This is a genomic window from Nocardia otitidiscaviarum NBRC 14405, from assembly GCF_000308635.1.
GTDB classification, from domain to species: Bacteria; Actinomycetota; Actinomycetes; order Mycobacteriales; family Mycobacteriaceae; genus Nocardia; species Nocardia otitidiscaviarum.
This window is the reverse complement of sequence record NZ_BAGD01000069.1, coordinates 1-19339: the sequence shown is the minus strand read 5'-3', so window position 1 is coordinate 19339 and position 19339 is coordinate 1. Positions and strand designations below refer to the sequence as shown.

Genomic DNA, 19339 nt, shown 5'->3' with positions numbered 1-19339 from the left:
TCATGGCTGCATGAACTCCGAACTGCACCCCAAACTGCTGGTCTCCGACGCCGACTCCGCGATCGACTTCTACACCCGAGCCCTCGGCGCCGAACTGGGCCTGCGCGTGGCCGATGACGACGGTGTGGTCAACCACGCCGAACTCAGGTTGGGCGATGTCGTCTTCGCGCTGGCCCAGAGCGTGGCGGAGTGGGGATGGCGCGATCCCGAATCGGTGGGCGGCTCCCCCGTCCTGCTCACGCTCACCGTGCCGGACCCCGACGCCACCGCGAAGAACATGGTGCGGCACGGGGCCCGGCTCGAGATCCCGGTCGACGACCGCCCCTACGGCAAACGCCAGGGCCGAGTGCGCGATCCGTTCGGCCATCTCTGGGTGGTCAGCGCCGACATTCGATAGGTGCTGCCGCCCGGCGAATCACACCCGCGACGGCTTTGCTTCCACGGCGGGGCGTGGAAGCCGCAGTATCGCCAGCGTAAGCAGGCAGCCGAGCAGCGCCAGGGCCGCCGAGGCGGCGAAGCCCGCTCGGAGACCCTGAACGTGGTCGTGGGTGGCGTCGGTGACGGATTGGGCGAGCAGGAGTACGGCGGTGACGCCGAGTCCGGAGCCGACGCGCTGGGCGGTGTTCACGGTGCCGGCCGCGATGCCGCGGTCGGTTTCAGCCACCGCTTCGACGGCGGGTGCGGTGACGCCGACGAAGGCGGCGGGTAGGCCGATGCCGAAGATGACGGCGGCGGGCAGCACGTCCACCAGGTAGACGCCGTGTTCGGGCAGTCGGCCCAGCCAGCCGAGTGCGAGCGCCTGCAGGGCCAGGCCGCCCGCGAGCACCCCGGTCGCGCCGAGACGTTCGAGGGCGTAGGGAATCACGGTGCGGGAGACCACGATATTGACCACGGCCACCGGCAGCACCGCGAGCCCGGACAGGGTCGGGCTGTAGCCCTGGGTGTTCTGGAGATACAGCGCCAGCAGCGCGAAAGCGGGGACGTGCGCCGCGCCGACGAGGGTGTTGACCGCGGCCGAACCGCTCACCTGGCGGATGCGGAACAGTCGCAGCGGCAGCAGCGGGTGCGGGCTGCGGGCCTCGATCAGCAGGAAGGCCGCCATGCCGAGCAGTCCGGCGATGGTCAGCGGGGCCGCGAGCGATCGGGCGTCCGGATCGCCCCACGCGCCGATGCCGTAGCCGAGGATCAGCAGTGCCGCCGTTCCGGTGACCGCGCCGGGTATGTCGAGGCGTCCGCCCGTCCGCGCCGAATCCCTGGGCAGTAGCACGAGCCCCGCCAGTGCTGCCACGCCCACGGGCAGATTGATGAGGAAGATCGACGGCCAGCCGAACGCATCGGTGAGCGGACCGCCCACGGCCGTGCCGATGGCCGCGCCCGCCGCACCCATGGCGCTCCATACGCCGAAGGCCCGCCGCCGCGCGGCCGGATCGGTGAAGGTGGCGGTCAGCAGCGCCAGCTGCGCCGGAATCACCACCGCCGCGCCGATCCCCTGCAGTGCCCGGGCGGCGATCAATACCGTTGGGCTTGCGGCGAATCCGGCCAGTGCCGACGCAGCGGTGAAGACCGCCAGGCCCACGCCGAACATCCGCCGCGGGCCGTACAGGTCCGCCGCCCGCCCACCGAGCAGCATGAACCCGCCGAAGGCCAGCAGATAGGCGTTGGTGACCCAGCCGAGCCCGGCCTCACCGAGCCCGAATCGCTGCCCGATCGCGGGCAGGGCCACGTTGAGCACCGTCGTATCCAAGAAGATCACCAGTTCCACAACGGTGATCAGCAGTAGTTGCAGACGCCCCGTACCGCGCATTGTCGACTTCCTTTCACTAGAGCGTCGATCTAGTGAAAGAATTGACTAGAGTTTCGCTCTAGTCAAGTAGGATGTGAGCCATGACTGCGAAGACCACCGGCGTTCGCGCGGCCCGCGCCTCGGCCAATCGCACCCGTATGCTCAGCGCCGCGCGGGAGCTGTTCACCACCCGCGGCTACACCGCGACCACCATGAAAGCCATTGCGGAACAGGCCGGAATGGCCGTGCAGACGCTGTACTTCACCTTCGCCACCAAACGCGCGATCCTCACCGAACTCCTGGATGTGGAGATCGCGGGGGATGCCGAACCCGTGGCCACCCTCGATCGGCCGTGGTTCGCCGAGGCGGTGGCGGCCGCACCCGAGGAACAGCTGCGCCTCCAGGCGGTCGCCGCCGGACAGATCCTGGGGCGCGTCACTCCACTGCTCGAGGTGGTCCGATCGGCGGCCGCCGACGATGCGGAGATCGCGGAGCTGTGGCAGACCAATCTGACCCAGCGCCATACGGTCCAGGCGCGCTTGGCCGAGGCGCTGGCCGCGAAGACGCCACTGCGCGGAGGTCTCGATGCCGCCAGGGCCGCCGATATCGCCATGGTCGTACTCGCCCCCGAGACCTACCACCTGTTGGTCGGTGAACGCGGGTGGTCCGAATCCGCCTGGCAGGACTGGGCCGTCGACGCACTGAGAACTCAATTGCTCCCACACGAATCCGCGATCCGTGCATAATGCTGGTCGACCGACCAGCATTGCCCCATCGGATTCCACCACCCGGATGAGGAGTTCCATGCGCCCCCGCAACCGCCGCCAGGTCCTCGCCGCCCTCACCGGGGCCGCGCTACTCGCCGTGACGGCTCCGGCGGCAGCGGCGCCCGCACCCGCGGCACTGCCACCCGTGGGGCCTGGATTCCATTGGGGCGTAGCCGCTTCCGGCTTCCAGTCGGAGGGTCACGCCCCCGACAGCAACTGGACCCGCTATATCGCCGGGAATCCGGAGTACGACCCATATCTGAACAGCGTCGACTTCTACTCGCGCTACACCTCCGATATCGCGCTCGCGCGGCGGCTCGGCGTGAACACCTACCGCATCGGAATCGAATGGGCGCGGCTGCAACCGGAGCCCGGCGTCTGGGACGAGAACGCCTTCCGCTTCTACGACGCGGTCATCGACGCCATCGTGGCCGCGGGCATGCGGCCCATGCTCACGCTGGACCACTGGGTGTATCCCGGCTGGCAGGTCGACCGAGGCGGCTGGCGCAATCCCGCCATGCTCGACGACTGGCTGACGAACATGCGAAAAGTGGTGGACCGCTACGCCGCTCGTGATCCGCTGTGGGTCACCATCAACGAACCGGCCATCTACATGATGAACGAGGTCCGCAACGGCGGGCTGTCGGCGGCCGAGCTGCCGCTCATGCAGAGCCGCCTCATCGCCGCCCACAACGGCATCTACGACTACATCCACCAGGTGCGCCCGGATGCGATGGTGACCAGCAATGTCGCCTACATTCCGGCCGTCGACCAGGCGGTCAACGGCGCGATGCTGGCCGGGATCGCGGACCGGCTCGACTACGTGGGTATCGACTACTACTACGGCGTCTCCCCGGAGGTGCTGCCCGCGATCTCCCCGGACGCACTGTCCGAACTGTGGAGGATGCCGTTGCAGGCCGACGGGATCTATTACACGCTGCGGCATTTCGACCGCATGTTCCCCGGCAAGCCGCTCTACATCGTGGAGAACGGCATGCCGACCGAGAACGGCCTGCCCCGCGCCGACGGTTACACCCGGGGCGACAATCTGCGCGACACCATCTACTGGATCCAGCGCGCCAAGGCCGACGGTATGAACGTGATCGGGTACAACTACTGGAGCCTCACCGACAACTACGAATGGGGTTCCTACACACCGCGTTTCGGCCTGTACACCGTCGACGTTCGCTCCGATCCGAGCCTGACGCGACGCCCCACCGACGCGGTGGGCGCCTACCGCGCCATCGTCGGCGACGGCGGTGTCCCGGGCGACTACCTGCCCACCCGCGCACCGGCCACCTGCTCACTGGTCGACGTACCGTCCAGCTGTACCGATCCGGTGACGCTCCCCCGCTGAGAGCGGCGCCATCGGCGCGCCTGACCCGGGTAACAGCTATCTGACAGCTACGCTTTTCGCATGCGCTCCAGGCTGCGTCGCTGCGTGATCACCGGGCTGACAATCGCGGCGGCATGCCTGCTGGTGGCCCCGCATGCGGCGGCCGTACCGCCGTCCGTGCGCGGTGGGCTCGGCGACGACTTCCTCTGGGGCGTGGCCGCGTCGGGATTTCAGTCCGAAGGCGCGACGCCCGATAGCAACTGGACCCGCTACATCGAGGCAAAGGGCTACGAGCCGTACGAACAGTCGGTGGACTTCTATCACCGCTACGCCTCGGACATCGCACTCGCCGCCCATCTCGGCGCACGGGTCTTCCGGATCGGCATCGAATGGGCGCGGGTGCAGCCGCAACCGGGCCAGTGGGACGAGGAGGCGTTCCGCTTCTACGACGCGGTGGTCGCCGAGATTCTCGACCACGGCATGCGGCCCATGCTCACCCTGGATCACTGGGTGTATCCGGGCTGGGTGGCCGATCGCGGCGGCTGGAACGATCCCGCCATCGTCGAGGACTGGCTGCGCAACGCGCGGCGGGTGGTGGACCGGTACGCGGACTGGAATCCGGTCTGGGTCACGGTGAACGAGCCCGTCGCCTACATCATGCACGAGGTGCGCCACAACGGCACCGACGCCGGGCGGATGCTGGACCTGGTCGCGCGGGCGCACAACGATATCTACGACTACGTCCACCGGGTGCAGCCGGACGCGCGGGTCACCAGCAATGTCGGCTATGTCGCCGGAGCCGAGGCCGAGGTGAACGGCCCACTGCTGGACCGCATCGGCGCGAAGCTCGACATCATCGGCGTCGACTATTATTTCGGCCTCCAGGCTCCCGAGGCGTCCACCGACGGTTCGGTGCCGCCCCCGGCGGGCATGTGGGAGCTGCCGGTGCGCCCGGAGGGCATCTACTACGCGTTGCGCCATTACGCGGAGCGCTTTCCGGACAAGCCGCTCTACATCGTCGAGAACGGAATGCCCACCGAGGACGGCGCACCCCGCGCCGACGGCTACACCCGATCCGACCACCTACGCGACACCGTGTACTGGATCCAGCGCGCCAAAGCCGACGGTATGAACGTGATCGGCTTCAACTACTGGAGTATCACCGACAACTACGAATGGGGTTCCTACGCACCCCGTTTCGGGCTCTACACCGTCGACGTCCGCACCGACCCGAACCTCACCCGCACCCCCACCGACGCCGTCGACACCTACCGCGACATCATCGCCGCCGACGGCGTGCCCGCCGAATACCGCCCGGTGCGGCCGCTGTCGGACTGCGCACTGGTCGATCCGCCCGCCAGCTGCGAGCACCCGGTCACGGTGCCGGAGGTGCAGTTCGCGGGGCAGACCGCCTCCTAGCCCGGGGAGTACCCGGGTTCCCGGTCGGATGAGGTTCCGGAGTAGCTGAAGTTCCGGAGCACCACAGCGCCGGAACAGCTGAGTGCCAGTCGAATCCGCGCCGCATTGCTAGGGTTGGCGAACGTCCAGTACTGTTTCGAGCCCTTCGCCGAATAGCAACGACGCGTTCCGCGAGACTCCCCGATCCACACCGGGAGCCGCCATGCCCAAGTGGACCACCGCCGACATCCCCGATCAGCACGGCCGGGTGCACATCGTGACCGGCGGCAACGGCGGTCTCGGCGCCGCCATCGCCCGCGCCCTGCACGATGCCGGAGCTCGGGTGATCCTGGCCTGCCGCAATATGGCAAAGGCCGAGCGGGTCGCCTGCGAACTCGGCACGCGCGCCGAGGCCCGCCCGCTGGACCTGGCCGATCTCGCCTCGGTGCGCGCCTTCGCCGAGACCGTCGACCACGTCGATGTGCTGGTCAACAACGCGGGCGTGATGGCGATCCCGTTCGAGCGCACCGTCGACGGCTTCGAAAAGCAGCTCGGAACCAACTATCTCGGACATTTCGCCCTCACCGGACTACTGCTGGACCGGGTGCGCGATCGGGTGGTCTCGATGAGCAGTCACACCCATCTCATCGCCGGCCTGGATGTCGACGATCTGGACTGGCAGCGGCGCGGCTACCGGCGCTACGGCGCGTACGCGCAATCCAAACTGGCCAATCTGCTGTTCGCCTACGAATTGCAGCGGCGACTCGAGGCGGCGGGTGCGCCGGTGCTGTCGGTCGCCGCGCATCCCGGCTATGCCGAGACCGATATCGTCACCCGCAGCGGGACGCTGCTGCGGTTCGTCACCACACCGCTGCACCATCTGACCACCGCGCTGCCCTGGCTGAATCCGGGGCAGAGCCCCGAAATGGGCGCGCTGCCACTGCTGTTCGCGGCGACCGCCGAGGTCGAGCCGGGTGGATACTACGGACCGAACAGACTATTCGGTTTGCGTGGATATCCGATGCGAACGTCGTCGAGCCACGCCTCCTACGATCGCGAACTCGCCCAACGACTCTGGGAGCGGTCCGAGAAACTCACCGATGTGCGGTTCGATTTCGCCCATTTCGGACCTCGGTGAGGAATCACTCAGCGGAGGTGTCGGCCTTCGGGCGGGTCACCCGCTAGCCTGGCGACATGCCAGCAAACACCCGGTATCTCAGTGATCCGCCTTGCAGTCGATGCAAATCCGGCGCGACCTCGGGTAAGGGTGGGTGCGGATCATGACCACGGTCAGCGCATTCGAACCTTCGGTGAAGAACGGGCTACCGCGCACCGACGCCCACGTCATCGCCCTGTGCAATCAGAAGGGCGGCGTCGGCAAGACCACCTCCACCATCAATCTCGGTGCCGCACTCGCCGAAACCGGTTTACGCGTCCTGCTGGTGGACCTCGATCCGCAGGGGGCGCTGTCCGCCGGGTTGGGGGTGCCGCCGCACGACCTGAACGTGACGATCTACGACCTGCTCGGCAAGTCGGGACCGCCGGTCGACGAGGTGGTGATGCCGACCCGGGTCGACAATATGCACCTGCTGCCCAGCAATATCGATCTGTCTGCGGCGGAGATCCAGCTGGTCAACGAGGTCGGTCGGGAACAGTCGCTGGGGCGGGTGCTGGACCCGATCCGGGACCGCTACGACTACATCCTCGTCGACTGCCAGCCCTCCCTGAGCCTGCTCACCGTCAACGCGCTGGCCTGCGCCGACGGGGTGATCATCCCGATGGAGTGCGAGTTCTTCTCGCTGCGCGGCCTGGCCCTGCTGACCGACACCATGGAGAAGGTGCGCGAGCGGCTGAATCCGAAACTCAGCCTCTCGGGCATCGTCGTCACCATGTTCGACGGCCGCCTACTGCACTCGCGGCAGGTCATGGCCCGGGTGGGCGAGGTCTTCGGCGACCGCGTCTACGACACGGTCATCTCCCGCACGGTCCGGTTCCCCGACGCCACCATCGCCGGGGAACCCATCACCACCTGGGCACCCCGCTCGTCGGGGGCCGATCAGTATCGGGCCCTGGCCCGCGAGGTGATTCAACGTACGAGTCGCTGACTCGCGCGGCGGGCCCGGCGCGGGCGCACCACCAGCAGTGCGCCCAGCGCCAGCGCCGTGCCGAGCCACAGCACGCTGCCCACCCCGAGCCCGTTCACGGCCAGACCGCCGAACAGCGCGCCGAGTGCGATGGACAGGTTGAAGGCCGAGACATACATCGACGACGCGGCCTCCGGATCCCGCGGTGCGGTGTCGAGAATCCAGGTCTGGAAGGTGACGGGCACCGCACCGTAGCCCAGACCCCAGACGACGAGGGTGACCGCCGCCGTCGCTACGGTGTGGTCGACGGCCAGCAGGGTCAGCATGCCCGCGGCCAGCAGCACCGCCAGTCCGACGACGGTGTGCCGCAGGTACTTCGCGATGAGCGCTCCGGCGATGAAGTTGCCGCAGATACCCGCGACGCCGAAGACCAGCAGTAGCGCGCCGATCACGCCGTCGTCGACGCCGTGCGACAGCAGCACCGGGCGGACGAAGGTGTAGGCCAGGAAGTGCCCGGTGACGACCAGGAAGGTCAGCGCGATTCCGGCGCGGACACCCGCGTTCGTGATGAACACCCGCGGCAGATCGCCGACGACGAGGGTGCGCCGGGCGGGCACCTTCGGCATGAGCAGCACGATGCATACCAGGGAGGTCAGGCCGAGCACACCGACGGCGGCGAAGGCGAACCGCCATCCGCTCAGGTCGCCGAGCAATGTCCCGGTGGGAACGCCCAGTACCGAGGCGGTCTCGACACCGCCGAAGATCACCGCCGTGGCCCGCGTGACATGCCGCGGCGGCACCAGGCGCAGCGCGATGCCACCCGCCAGGGCCCAGAAGCCGCCGACGCTGACGCCGATGAGCACCCGCGCGAGCAGGATCAGGGTGAAGTCGGTGGCGAACGCGGACGCCAGATTCGCCGCACCGACCATGCCGACCAGAACGGCGAGCACGACGCGCCGGTCGATCCGGCCCGTCGCGAGGGTGACCAGCGGTGCGGAGACCGCGGCGACCAAGCCGGGAACAGTGATCATCAGTCCCGCGACGCCCGCCGAGACCCGCAGGTCGGCGGCGACCGGTGTGAGCAGGCCGACCGGTAGGAGTTCGGAGGTCATGAGGGCGAAGATGCCCAGGGTGACGGCCGCGACGGCCGACCATCCGCGCACCGCCGACGGAGTGTCGGCGGTGTCGGAGGTCGCGATGAGAGACATGGCGGCACAGTTCCTTTCGGGATGAGCACGGTGCGGGACGGACGGCCGTGGCATTCACGGTAGAAGTGACAATGACCCGGAGTAGGGTGCAATCCTGTGCCGGATTCATGGGTCAATCGTGAAGGGGGTGCGGGCACCGATCTGCATCTGGAGCTCAGCGGCCGGGGTAGTCGCCGCGCCCAATTGATGGAGGCGCTGCGGGAGGCCGTCCGCTCGGGACGTCTGGCCCCGGGCACCCGGCTGCCGCCCTACCGCGGCCTCGCCCTCGATCTCGGCATCGCCCGCAATACCGTGGCCGACGCGTATGCCGAACTGGTGGCGGAGGGCTGGCTCACGGCGCGGGTGGGGTCGGGCACCCGGGTGGCCGAGCGCGCCGTACCTCGCGAACCCGAGCAGCCGCACCGGATCTCGCCGCCGCGGCGCCGCCTCGGCCACGACCTGCTGCCGAGTTCGCCCGATGCGGCGGCGTTCCCGCGCACGGCCTGGCTCGCCTCCGCCCGGCGCGCGCTGGCGGCCGCGCCGAACGACGCCTTCGGCGTGGGTGATCCGCGAGGTCGCCCCGAACTACGGGAGGCGCTGGTGGAATATCTCGCGCGGGCGCGCGGGGTGCGGGCCGACAGCGACCGGGTGATCGTCTGTTCGGGCTTCGCGGAGGGGCTCCGGCTGCTCGGTGCGATCCTGCCCGGACCGGTGGCCGTGGAGTCCTACGGTCTGGGATTCCACCGGGAGATCCTGCACGAGTGCGGATTGCGCACGATTCCGCTGCCGGTCGACGCCCACGGCGCCCAGCTCGCCGGGCTTCCCGGCACCGGGGCCACCGCGGCGCTGCTCACCCCCGCGCACCAGTTTCCGACCGGCGGCCCGCTGCATCCGGAACGTCGTGCGGCCGTGGTCGATTGGGCGCGCGCCCGCGGGGCGTTACTGCTCGAGGACGACTACGACGGCGAGTTCCGCTACGACCGGGAACCGGTCGGCGCGGTCCAGGGCCTCGACCCCGACCGGGTGGTGTATTTCGGATCCACCAGCAAGAGCCTCTCCCCCGCATTGCGCCTGGGCTGGCTGGTCGTGCCCGCCCGGCTGGTCGACGCGGTGCTCGCCGCCAAGGGGCCGCGGGAGCTGTCCACCGGTGTCATCGATCAGCTCACCCTCGCCGATTTCCTGACCTCCGGCCGCTACGACAGCCACCTGCGCCGCATGCGTGCCGTCTACCGTCGTCGCCGGGACCTGTTGACCCGCATCCTCGCCGAGCGCTTCCCGCATATTCGGGTCGGCGGCATCGCGGCGGGTATGCACGCCGTCCTCGAACTGCCGGACGGCACCGAGGAGTCCACCCTGCGCGCGGCCCACCGCCTCGGCCTGGCACTCGACGGGTTCCGGTCCTACCGCCACCCGGACAGCACCATGCCACCACGCGACGGCCTCGTGATCGGCTACGGCACCCCGCCCGAGCACGCCTATGCCGCCGCGCTCGACGCGCTGTGCCGGGCCCTGCCGACGTGAGCTGCCCAGAGCCGCATGAGCTACACGAAGCCGTCTGCGTGACACCGAGCCGTTCGCGCTACACCGAGCCGCGCGGGCTACTCCGTGGTCGTTCCGGCGCAGCGCGATCGGTAGTCGGTCAGATCGAGGACCTCGGCGAAACGGCCACAGCGCGGTTCGCTCGCGGCCAAGCGGACGGCCGCGGCCAACAGGTCCATCCCGTGCGCGGCCAGCAGTTCCATTCCGGCCGAATCCTCGGATCGCAGGTCGATCAGATCCCGGAAGAAGCGCCCGACGACGCCCACCGCCCCGGTGCCGGGCAGCGGCACACCGGTTCGAATCTCGTTGGGGCGCAAACCCGTCCGCTCCAGGATCGGCTCGAGGGGCACCTGCGCGACAATGCGGTCCCAGCAGTCGTCCACGCAGACGGTGTAGGGCCGCCCGGTGTCGAGCAGGTACATCTCGCCCGGATGCGGTCCGGGTACCCGCTCCCCCTGCTCGAGCCAGCCCGGCGCACCGCCGCACTGGATGACGGCGAACAGCATCGGCTCATCGGACAGCGCCACCAGCCGACGGGTGCGACGAGCCAGCTGGGCACTGGCCCGGACACGGGACAGGGTGAGATCGCCGAACTGGGCCGCGTCCACGCGCCCGTGGAAATCCCCCAGGTGCACCGGCGAGACGGACATGGGTACATAGGCGGCGCTCACCGCCCCTTCCCACGCCTCGAACGCCTGCGCCGCGGATACCCCCGCCGAGGTCCTCACATCGATCACGCCGCGACCGGTCGAGTCAACCACGCTTCCATTGTGGCAGCCGCGGCGCTCATAACCAGCCGGTTGCCCACTGCAATATCAGACAACTGACCGACAGCACCACGGCGAGGATGCCACCGAAGAGCAGTGGCCTGCCGCCACCAGCGCGAATGTGACTCCAGCTCAACGATGTTCCGATCGCGACCAGCGCCGCCGCGATGAGCCAGGCGCTGACCGACCCGAGGGGCGCCGACCAGCCGGGCGGAATCAGGCCGGTGCTCGCGAGCACCGAGGCCGCGACGAACAGCACCACGAACACCGGCACCGCCCGCCAGGGTGCGGCGGCCCGCTCCGACCGCCGGACGGTCAGGTGCACACCGAGACACAGCGGGCACGATCAGCAGGCTGCGCACCATCTTCACGGTGACCGCGAACTGCGCGGCGGCCGGGCCGAAGATCACCCCCGCCGCCACCACCGAGGAGGTGTCGTTGATTGCGGTGCCCGCCCAGAGCCCGAAGGACTGCTCCGACAGCCCGAGCGCGCTGCCCAGCGGTGGAAAGACCAGTACCGCGGCGATATTGAAGACGAAGATGGTGCCGAGGGCGTAGGCCAGGCGCTCCCGCTCCGGACGAAGCACCGCGGCCACGGCGGCGATGGCGGACGCACCGCAGATGGCGGTGCCCGCGGCCACCAGAATGGCCGAGTCCCGCTCCAGCGCGAGCATCCGGCCGACCAGGACGGCGGTGACGGCACACACCAGCAGGGTGCCGAGCAGCACCGCCGAGGTGCGGTGGCCGACGGCGAGCAATGTCGGCAGTGGCAGGCCGAGGCCGAGCAGAACGATGGCGAGGGCCAGCAGGCGCTGTCGGGCGATGCGCAGGCCGGGGGCGAGGACGCCCGCCTCCTCGACGGAGCGTCGCCGCACCGCCCCGAACAGCGCTCCCGCGCCGAGGGCGAGGATCGGTGCGCCGACGGCGGGCAGTGCGTGACCGAGCAGGGTGGCGATGGTGGCCAGCGCCAGCGCCAGCGCGAGACCGGGCAGGGATTTGCGAATGGTGAGCACGCGATCACCCTGACGCGGCCCGAAATTGGGCGGTAGCCACTGAAATTCGACGAGCTCATAAGCGGGACTCATGAGCTGCCGGTACTTCGCCCACCGAATCCCGTCGCTACGGTCCACTGCCGCGTAGTCAACTGGTAATACTCACCGGCGCGCAGGCATTTTCGCAGGTGAGGGTGTTTTCTCGGGAACCGTAACTGGCGTAACGAGCCGGTAATTACTCGCAACGTCGAATGTAACCAGCCGTTTCCACCATGTGCTGCATGACAGGCAAGACGTATTCCGGACAGCCGGATCGCGGCGGTGTGGTGAATTCCGCGACCGGTCGCCGTTCGGCTCCCGCACGCCGCATTCGAGATATCCTGCGGGCCCGTATTCGCAGTGGCGTGTATGGAAATCGCCCACTGCCGTCGGAAACTCAACTGGCGGCGGATTTCGCCACCAGTCGCAATATCGTGCGCGACGCCCTCGCGCTGCTGCGCGACGAGGGGATGGTCGATCGGGTGCCGGGTGCGGGCACCTTCGTGGTGGCCGACAAGGCCGTCCAGGGGCTGGACCGGCTGCGCGGGCTGGCGGAGACCTTCGACACCGGCAGTGACCGGGTGCTCAACACGGTGCTGCTGGCCGAGGTGGTGCCCGCGACCCCGATGGTGGCCGAACGCCTCGAACTGGAGCCGGAGACACCGGTGGTCGCGCTGGAACGGCTGCGCTGCCTCGACGGCGTGCCGCTGTCCCTGGATGCCAGCTATCTCACCGCCGACGTCGGTGCTCCGCTGCTGGAGCTCGATCTCACCGGCTGCGATGTCTTCCGGCTGTTGGAGGCCGAACTCGGGCTGCCGCTGGGCTCGGCCGCCATCTCCATCGAAGCCGTCGCGGCCGATCCGACCGTGGCCGGACTGCTGGCGGTGCGGCCCGGATCGCCGCTGCTGTTGATGGAGCGGCTCACCTACACCGATTCCGGCCGACCCATCGACCTCGAATACGTCCGCTACCGCGGCGACCGATTCTCGCTGTCGGGCCGTCTGCATCGCGCACCCGTCACACCGAATCGCGGTGTGACCGAACCGCTGGAAAGGATCTGAGATGGCCGCGAATATCCCGCCGGTGACCGACCGGCAGGAATTGACCTGCGACGTACTGGTGATCGGCGGCGGCACGGCGGGCACCATGGCCGCACTCACCGCCGCCCGCCGCGGCGCGAACGTGCTGCTGCTGGAGAAGGCGCACGTCCGCCACTCCGGCGCGCTGGCCATGGGGATGGACGGCGTCAACAACGCCGTGGTGCCGGGCAAGGCCAGCCCGGAGGACTACGTCGCCGACATCACCATCGCCAATGACGGCATCGTCAACCAGCGCACCGTGTATCAGACCGCCACCCGCGGTTTCGAGATGGTGCAACGGCTGGAGGGCTACGGCGTCAAATTCGAGAAGGACGAGCACGGCGAATACGCGGTGCGCAAGGTGCACCGCTCCGGCAGCTACGTGCTGCCCATGCCGGAGGGGCGCGATGTCAAGAAGGTGCTCTACCGCACGCTGCGCGCCCGCGACGTGCGCGCCAAGGTCACCATCAGCAACCGGGTGATGCCGGTGCGGGTGCTCACCGTGGGCGGGCGCGCGGTGGGCGCGGTCGGGTTCGATACCAGGACAGGGGAATTCGTCACGGTGTCGGCGGGCGCGGTGATCCTGGCGGCCGGGGCCTGCGGGCGGCTGGGGCTACCCGCGAGCGGTTACCTGTACGGCACCTACGAGAACCCCACCAATGCGGGCGACGGCTACGCCATGGCCTACCACGCGGGCGCGGAACTCTCCGGCATCGAGTGTTTCCAGATCAATCCGCTCATCAAGGACTACAACGGCCCGGCCTGCGCGTATGTCGCCAATCCGTTCGGCGGCTACCAGGTCAATGCCGAGGGCAATCGCTTCGTGGACTGCGACTACTGGTCCGGGCAGATGATGGCCGAGGTCAAACGCGAACTCGACAGCGCGCGCGGGCCGATCTACCTCAAGCTCAGCCATCTGCCCGATGCCACCATCCGCCAGATCGAGGGCATTCTGCACACCACCGAACGGCCCACCCGCGGCACCTTCCACGCCGGCCGCGGTACCGACTACCGCACCCGCGACATCGAGATGCACATCTCCGAGATCGGTTTGTGCAGTGGGCATTCCGCGTCCGGAGTCTGGGTGGACGAGTACGCGGCCACCACGGTGCCCGGCCTCTACGCCGCCGGGGACATGGCACTGGTGCCGCACAACTACATGATCGGGGCCTTCGTGTACGGCGATATCGCCGGTGAGAGCGCCAGCGACTACGCGGCCGGGGCCGCGCATCCGGCGCTGCCCGAGGATCAGATCGAGGCGGCGCACGCCCTCATCTACCGCCCGCTGAGCAATCCGGACGGGCCGCCGCAGCAGCAGGTCGAATACAAGCTGCGCCGCTTCGTCAACGACTATCTGCAACCGCCGAAATCCCAGCGCTACCTGACCCTCGGGCTCGAGGCGTTCGAGCGCATGCGCACCGATATCGACCGGATGGGCGCGCGCACCCCGCACGAACTCATGCGCTGCGCGGAGGTGACCTTCATCCGGGACTGCGCCGAGATGGCGGCGCGGGCGTCGCTGCGCCGGACCGAGAGCCGTTGGGGTCTGTACCACCAGCGCGCCGATACTCCGGAACGCGATGACGCCGCATGGTTCTGCCACCTGAACCTCTTCCGCGACGACACCGGCGCGATGGCCTTCCGCACCCGGCCGGTGGCTCCCTACATCGTGCCGGTGCCCGGCTTCGTCCGCCCCGACGGCGTCGCCGATGTGGCTGCCCCTGTGCTCGCCGGTGCCTGGAGCGGCCGATGAGCGCGCGGCTGCTGGCACTCGTGGAACTGGCCGAGGAGTGTCCTGAGCTGTCCGAACTGTGCCCCTACCTGGACGATTCGGATCCCGAGGTGCGGCGGACCGCGCTGTCGGTGCTGAGCGAGACCACCGAGGAGTGGGCAGACTCCGCGCCGATCATCGCGCGCGGCCTCACCGATCCGGACGGTTCCGTGCGGCGCACCGCCATCGGGCTGCTCACCGAACTCGTCGAAGTGCTGGTTCCCGGAACGGAATTCGATGCGGCGCTGCGGGAGGCCGTCGCGGCCGCCGACGCGGAGGTGCGCGCCGCCGCCATCGAGGCGCTGTGGCGGCATCGGCGCACCGATGCTCACGAACTGTTCGGATGGTTCACCGACGCCGACCCGGCGGTACGGCTGGCCGTGATCGGCGGGCTCACCTCGGTGGACGCGCTGGAACACCTGCACACGGCCGCCGCCGACGCGGTTGCGCTGGTGCGCATCGGCGTCGCCAAAGGTATTGCGGCGATCGGCGATCCGCGTGGTTCGGCCACCCTGGTCACCCTGGCCGCCGATCCCGATCCGCTGGTGCGGGCCGCCGCACTGACCGGCCTGGCCCACACCGGCTGCGGTGACGAGGCGGCGGCGCTCGCGGTCGCCGCGCTCACCGATCCGGCCTGGCAGGTCCGCCAGGGCGCGGCCGTCGCGCTGGCGGTGGCCGACCCCGATATCGCCGCGCCCGCACTGGTGGCCGCGGTGACCGATCCCAATCTCGACGTGCGCAAGGCGGCCGTGCGCGGTCTCGCCGAACGCATTGCCGCCCACCCGGAGGTCGTCGCCGCCCTCCGCACCGCCCTGGAGGACCCGGACGCCGATGTCCGCGCCTTCGCCCGCATCGGCATCGCCAACTCCGGAAAGGAAATCTGATGGCCCAGGCATCCACCCGCCTCGACGTACCCGTCTCGATCGACGAGGAGAAATGCATCGACGGCTGCACTCTCTGCGTCGACATGTGTCCGCTCGATTCGCTCGCCATCCACCCCGACACCGGCAAGGCGTACATGCACGTCGACGAATGCTGGTACTGCGGTCCGTGCGCGGCCCGCTGTCCGGTGGACGCGGTGACCGTCGACATCCCGTACCTGTTGCGCTGAGTCCGGCGGGAGCACAACGATGATGAGGACACCACGCACCCGTTTCGCCGCCCTGCTGCTCGGGGCGGTCAGCCTGGCGACCGCGCTCGCCGCCTGTGGATCCGACGCGGATCCCGATACCGTCGCCGTGAACATCGGCTATCAGTCCAAGACCATCAACACCGTCACCGCCGGCACCCTGCTGCGCGAATTGGGGTTGCTGGAAAGCAAACTCGCCGAGATCGGGGCGAGCAACGGCAAGACCTACGAGGTCAGCTGGCACGACTTCGCCTCCGGGCCGCCGCTGACGGCCGAGATGATCGCGGGCAAGGTCCACATCGGGTCGATGGGCGACTATCCGCTGTCGGTCAATGGCGCGAAGACCGCCAAGCTGCCCGATGTGGCGACCCGGTGGGTCAGCACCACCGGCTACAACCTGCGCGGCTCGCTCAATCAGGTGGTGGTACCGGTGTCGTCGACCGCCGAGGACATCGAGGATCTGCGCGGGCAGGTGGTGTCCACCAGCCTCGGATCCACCGCGCACGGCAATTTCGTGAGCGCACTCGCCGCGGCGGGCATGTCCACGGAAGACGTGCGGCTGCTCGGCCAGGATCCGCCGGTGGGTGTGACCGCGTTGGAGACCGCGCAGGTCGCCGCGCTGGCCCAGTTCGTGCCGTTCCCGCAGCGGGTGATCTTCGCCGGACAGGGACGGCTGCTGCACGACGGCAACACCGGGGTGCCCACCTTTCACGGGGTGGTCGCCAACGAGCGCTACACCAGCGCGAATCCCGAAGTGCTGACCGCGTTTCTGGAGGCGCAGCGGGAGGCCACCGAGTACCTCTACGACAATCCGCTGGAGGCCGCCGTCCGGGTCGCCGACGCCACCGGGCTGCCGCCGGAGGTCGTCTACCTCTACAACGGCCCCAACGGCGTGGTCACCTTCGATCTCACCATCAAGCCGGAGCTGATCGCCGCGGTCGAGACCGGGCTGCCGTTCCTGAAGGAACTCGGCGCGCTCGAGGACCTCGACCTGGCGTCGTTCGTCGACACCGGTGCGCTCGAGAAGCTCTACGGCGGTGAATACGAGAGCGCCACCGCCTCGCTCACCAACCCCGCCGCCATCACCGGCACCGACGCGGTGTGCGGGCTGCCGGTGGACGATCCGGCGACCGCCTCGGAGGCATGGCCCGCCGATGCCGACCGCACCAGCGTGGCCGCCACCCCCACCTGCCTGCTGCGCCTGGTCGCGGCCGGTGGCGAATTCCGGGCGCTGTACGTGCCCGACGCCGGGTCCGGCACCCGCATCTTCGGGCAGTACGCCAGCTGGGTGCTCGATCCGGCGGCCGCGCCCGAGCAGCGGCTGCTGCCCTTCGGCGCGATCGGCGATGCCCGCGCCTACGCCGCCGCACACCCCGGCACCACGGTGCTCGACTATCAGGCCGCGCTGGCCGCGACCGCCTCCGATTGACGGGAGTTGCTATGACCACCACCGATGCCCGGGTACGGGCAGCGACCGACACCACCACCGAACCGGCCGCCCCCGCACGTGAGCGGGCCGTCGGACAGCGGCTGCGCCCCGCCCGGCACCTGCTGCCGGTGCTGCCCGTCCTGGGCGCGGTGCTGGCCTGGCATGTGGTGACCGAGATGGATCTGATCGCCTGGCTGCGCTTCGACAAACTGCCCGGCCCGCTGGATGTGGCCGCCTCGCTGCGGCGGCAACTGGAGAGCGGGGTGTTCTACGAGCACATGGTGGCCAGCCTGCGCCGCATCCTCAGCGGCTTCGCCATCGCCGCCGTGCTGGGGGTGGCCGCGGGTATGGCCATCGGGCGCTCCCGGATCGCCGCCGCGCTGCTGCGGCCACTGCTCGAGGTGGCGCGGCCCATTCCGGCGATCGCGTTGGTGCCCATCGCGATTCTGCTGTTCCCGACCAGTGAGCAGGGCATCGTCTTCATCACATGTTTCGCGGCGTTCTTCCCGGTGACCGTCTCCACCATCCACGCCATGAAGGCGCTGCCGCAGGTGTGGACCGATGCCGCCCGCACCCTCGGCGCGAATCGGTGGCAGGTGCTGTTCCATGTGGTGCTGCCCGGTGCCATGCCCGCCATCTTCTCCGGACTGTCGGTGGGCATGGGGGTGGCGTGGATCTGCGTCATCAGCGCCGAGATGATCTCCGGACAGTTCGGGGTCGGGTACTGGACGTGGATGTCGTACTCACTGCTCGACTACGCGGGGGTGGTGACCGGGATGCTGACCATCGGCGCGCTCGGTTACGGCACCGCCTGGGTGATCGAACGGGTCGGGCGACGGGTGAACCACTGGCTGCCCGGGGAGGCGCGATGACCACGGCTGTTCGTGCCGGAGCTCCGGTCCGGCTGCGCGAACTGCGCATCGATTACGCCGACGGGCCTGCCGCACAGGTGGATCTGGATATCGCCGCGGGCGAGATCGTCATGTTGCTCGGGCCCTCCGGGTGCGGCAAATCCACCATTCTGCGGGCGCTGGCCGGACTGCTGCCGGTCGCGGCGGGCAGTGCGGAGGTCGACGGCTCGCCGATCGGTGACGGCGGGCGCTGCGCCATGGTGTTCCAGGAGGACGCGCTGTTGCCCTGGCGCAGCGCGCGCCGCAATGTGGAATTCGCGCTGGCGCTGCGCGGGGTGCCGCGCGGGCAGCGGCGGGCCCGGGCCCTGGAGCTGCTGAATCAGGTTGGGTTGCAGGACTTCACCGACCATCTACCGGGTCGGTTGTCGGGCGGTATGCGCCAGCGCGTGCAGTTGGCCCGCACACTGGCCGCGCAGCCGAGTGTGCTGCTGATGGACGAGCCGTTCGGGGCGTTGGACGCGCAGACCCGCGCCGAGATGCAGCGACTGCTGGTCGAGGTGTGGGAACGCCACCATACGACCGTCCTGTTCGTCACCCACGATGTGGACGAGGCGCTGTTGCTCGCCGACCGGATCGTCCTGCTCAGCCCGCGTCCGGCCACCATTCTGCGGATCGTCGAACTCGACGAACCCCGCGCCCCCGGCGCGCAGTTCCAGCCGGAATTCGCGCGCCGCCGTTACGAAATCCTCGCCGCGCTGGGCGAAACCGGGGAGCCGGGCGCGGACGAACTCGAGACCAGGAGTGCATCATGACCTTCGTCATCGGCGCGGCGTGCGTCGACATCATGGACCGGGCGTGCGTGGAGGAATGCCCGGTGGACTGCATCTACACCGGCGGTCGGATGGCCTACATCCATCCCACCGAATGCGTGGATTGCGGTGCGTGCGAACCGGTGTGCCCGGTGGAGGCGATCTACGCCGAGGACGATCTGCCCGCGGCGCAGCGGCCGTTCGTCGCGGCCAACGCGCGGTTCTTCGACGAGCCGCTGCCGGGCCGGGAGACGGCGCTCGGATCGCCCGGTGGGGCGGCCGGACTCGGGGAGCTCGGCGTGGATACGCCCTTCGTCCTGGAGTTCCAGCCATGAACGCGGCGAATCGTCCACTGCGCGTGGGGATTGTCGGCGCGGGT

At 69.3% G+C, this 19339-nt stretch carries 17 protein-coding genes and 1 pseudogene; 14 read left to right on the top strand and 4 right to left on the bottom strand.

Annotation, left to right across the window (positions count from 1 at the left end; all coding sequences use genetic code 11):
- The first annotated feature begins 10 nt into the window (after window positions 1–10).
- Window positions 11–397: a VOC family protein gene (locus ON31_RS13770; protein WP_039813743.1), complete on the top strand. Its 387-nt coding sequence runs from the start codon at window positions 11–13 to the stop codon at window positions 395–397.
- An 18-nt stretch (window positions 398–415) separates the two neighbouring features.
- Here the strand turns inward: ON31_RS13770 and ON31_RS13765 are convergent, their stop codons facing one another.
- A complete protein-coding gene (locus ON31_RS13765) occupies window positions 416–1804 on the bottom strand; it encodes an MFS transporter (protein WP_051037211.1) in 1389 nt (462 codons plus the stop codon).
- A gap of 80 nt (window positions 1805–1884) precedes the next feature.
- On the opposite strand from ON31_RS13765, the gene ON31_RS13760 reads away from it, so the two are divergent.
- The 5 genes from ON31_RS13760 (at window position 1885) to ON31_RS13740 (ending at window position 7389) form a co-directional block, all read left to right on the top strand.
- Window positions 1885–2529: a TetR/AcrR family transcriptional regulator gene (locus tag ON31_RS13760; protein ID WP_039813741.1), complete on the top strand. Its 645-nt coding sequence runs from the start codon at window positions 1885–1887 to the stop codon at window positions 2527–2529.
- Between the two features lie 58 nt (window positions 2530–2587).
- The gene (locus ON31_RS13755; RefSeq protein ID WP_039813738.1) at window positions 2588–3907 is read left to right on the top strand and encodes a family 1 glycosylhydrolase; all 1320 of its coding nucleotides are present in this window, start codon (window positions 2588–2590) and stop codon (window positions 3905–3907) included.
- Window positions 3908–3967: 60 nt separating this feature from the next.
- A complete protein-coding gene (locus ON31_RS13750) occupies window positions 3968–5305 on the top strand; it encodes a family 1 glycosylhydrolase (protein WP_039813733.1) in 1338 nt (445 codons plus the stop codon).
- Window positions 5306–5507: 202 nt separating this feature from the next.
- Window positions 5508–6422 carry an oxidoreductase gene (locus tag ON31_RS13745; RefSeq protein WP_039813730.1) on the top strand — a complete coding sequence of 305 codons (915 nt, stop codon included), beginning with the start codon at window positions 5508–5510 and terminating at the stop codon, window positions 6420–6422.
- Window positions 6423–6564: 142 nt separating this feature from the next.
- Window positions 6565–7389: a ParA family protein gene (locus tag ON31_RS13740; protein ID WP_051037216.1), complete on the top strand. Its 825-nt coding sequence runs from the start codon at window positions 6565–6567 to the stop codon at window positions 7387–7389.
- Here the strand turns inward: ON31_RS13740 and ON31_RS13735 are convergent.
- Window positions 7371–8576 carry an MFS transporter gene (locus tag ON31_RS13735; RefSeq protein WP_039813727.1) on the bottom strand — a complete coding sequence of 402 codons (1206 nt, stop codon included), beginning with the start codon at window positions 8574–8576 and terminating at the stop codon, window positions 7371–7373. The genes ON31_RS13740 and ON31_RS13735 overlap by 19 nt on opposite strands.
- Before the next feature lie 96 nt (window positions 8577–8672).
- On the opposite strand from ON31_RS13735, the gene pdxR reads away from it, so the two are divergent.
- A complete protein-coding gene (gene pdxR / locus ON31_RS13730) occupies window positions 8673–10076 on the top strand; it encodes a MocR-like pyridoxine biosynthesis transcription factor PdxR (RefSeq protein ID WP_039813725.1) in 1404 nt (467 codons plus the stop codon).
- Between the two features lie 77 nt (window positions 10077–10153).
- Here the strand turns inward: pdxR and ON31_RS13725 are convergent, their stop codons facing one another.
- Together ON31_RS13725 and ON31_RS13720 are read right to left on the bottom strand one after the other, a co-directional pair.
- Window positions 10154–10855: a cupin domain-containing protein gene (locus ON31_RS13725; protein WP_147287212.1), complete on the bottom strand. Its 702-nt coding sequence runs from the start codon at window positions 10853–10855 to the stop codon at window positions 10154–10156.
- Window positions 10828–11946: a YeiH family protein gene (locus tag ON31_RS13720; protein WP_440589923.1), complete on the bottom strand. Its 1119-nt coding sequence runs from the start codon at window positions 11944–11946 to the stop codon at window positions 10828–10830. The genes ON31_RS13725 and ON31_RS13720 overlap by 28 nt, the downstream gene beginning before the upstream one ends.
- Window positions 11947–12134: 188 nt before the next feature.
- Between ON31_RS13720 and ON31_RS13715 the strand changes: the two genes are divergently transcribed.
- From ON31_RS13715 to fdxA, 7 genes and pseudogenes are all read left to right on the top strand, one after another.
- The gene (locus tag ON31_RS13715) at window positions 12135–12953 is read left to right on the top strand and encodes a GntR family transcriptional regulator (protein WP_081592431.1); all 819 of its coding nucleotides are present in this window, start codon (window positions 12135–12137) and stop codon (window positions 12951–12953) included.
- A gap of 1 nt (window position 12954) precedes the next feature.
- Window positions 12955–15626 (top strand): annotated as a pseudogene (locus ON31_RS13710) (fumarate reductase/succinate dehydrogenase flavoprotein subunit).
- The gene (locus ON31_RS13705) at window positions 15626–15853 is read left to right on the top strand and encodes a 4Fe-4S dicluster domain-containing protein (RefSeq protein WP_039813719.1); all 228 of its coding nucleotides are present in this window, start codon (window positions 15626–15628) and stop codon (window positions 15851–15853) included. The pseudogene ON31_RS13710 and the gene ON31_RS13705 overlap by 1 nt, the downstream one beginning before the upstream one ends.
- 19 nt (window positions 15854–15872) lie before the next feature.
- The gene (locus tag ON31_RS13700) at window positions 15873–17300 is read left to right on the top strand and encodes an ABC transporter substrate-binding protein (RefSeq protein WP_039813715.1); all 1428 of its coding nucleotides are present in this window, start codon (window positions 15873–15875) and stop codon (window positions 17298–17300) included.
- An 11-nt stretch (window positions 17301–17311) separates the two neighbouring features.
- On the top strand, window positions 17312–18172 hold the full coding sequence (locus tag ON31_RS13695; RefSeq protein WP_039813713.1) for an ABC transporter permease: 861 nt from the start codon (window positions 17312–17314) through the stop codon (window positions 18170–18172).
- Window positions 18169–18963 (top strand): ABC transporter ATP-binding protein, encoded by a 795-nt coding sequence (locus tag ON31_RS13690; RefSeq protein WP_051037210.1) that lies wholly within the window; start codon window positions 18169–18171, stop codon window positions 18961–18963. Before ON31_RS13695 ends, ON31_RS13690 begins: the two co-directional genes overlap by 4 nt.
- Window positions 18960–19295, top strand: coding sequence for a ferredoxin (gene fdxA, locus ON31_RS13685; protein WP_039813710.1), 336 nt, complete (start codon window positions 18960–18962; stop codon window positions 19293–19295). Before ON31_RS13690 ends, fdxA begins: the two co-directional genes overlap by 4 nt.
- The last annotated feature ends 44 nt before the right edge of the window (window positions 19296–19339 follow it).

Bases quoted from the DNA above. Each gene is read 5' to 3' on its own strand.
- ON31_RS13690 (WP_051037210.1), top strand. From the start codon at position 18,169: ATGACCACGGCTGTTCGTGCCGGAGCTCCGGTCCGGCTGCGCGAACTG.
- ON31_RS13770 (WP_039813743.1), top strand. From the start codon at position 11: ATGAACTCCGAACTGCACCCCAAACTGCTGGTCTCCGACGCCGACTCC.
- ON31_RS13695 (WP_039813713.1), top strand. From the start codon at position 17,312: ATGACCACCACCGATGCCCGGGTACGGGCAGCGACCGACACCACCACC.
- ON31_RS13705 (WP_039813719.1), top strand. From the start codon at position 15,626: ATGGCCCAGGCATCCACCCGCCTCGACGTACCCGTCTCGATCGACGAG.
- ON31_RS13765 (WP_051037211.1), bottom strand. From the start codon at position 1,804: ATGCGCGGTACGGGGCGTCTGCAACTACTGCTGATCACCGTTGTGGAA.
- ON31_RS13745 (WP_039813730.1), top strand. From the start codon at position 5,508: ATGCCCAAGTGGACCACCGCCGACATCCCCGATCAGCACGGCCGGGTG.
- ON31_RS13750 (WP_039813733.1), top strand. From the start codon at position 3,968: ATGCGCTCCAGGCTGCGTCGCTGCGTGATCACCGGGCTGACAATCGCG.
- ON31_RS13755 (WP_039813738.1), top strand. From the start codon at position 2,588: ATGCGCCCCCGCAACCGCCGCCAGGTCCTCGCCGCCCTCACCGGGGCC.
- ON31_RS13715 (WP_081592431.1), top strand. From the start codon at position 12,135: ATGACAGGCAAGACGTATTCCGGACAGCCGGATCGCGGCGGTGTGGTG.
- ON31_RS13735 (WP_039813727.1), bottom strand. From the start codon at position 8,576: ATGTCTCTCATCGCGACCTCCGACACCGCCGACACTCCGTCGGCGGTG.
- ON31_RS13700 (WP_039813715.1), top strand. From the start codon at position 15,873: ATGATGAGGACACCACGCACCCGTTTCGCCGCCCTGCTGCTCGGGGCG.
- ON31_RS13760 (WP_039813741.1), top strand. From the start codon at position 1,885: ATGACTGCGAAGACCACCGGCGTTCGCGCGGCCCGCGCCTCGGCCAAT.
- ON31_RS13740 (WP_051037216.1), top strand. From the start codon at position 6,565: ATGACCACGGTCAGCGCATTCGAACCTTCGGTGAAGAACGGGCTACCG.
- fdxA (WP_039813710.1), top strand. From the start codon at position 18,960: ATGACCTTCGTCATCGGCGCGGCGTGCGTCGACATCATGGACCGGGCG.
- ON31_RS13720 (WP_440589923.1), bottom strand. From the start codon at position 11,946: ATGAGTCCCGCTTATGAGCTCGTCGAATTTCAGTGGCTACCGCCCAAT.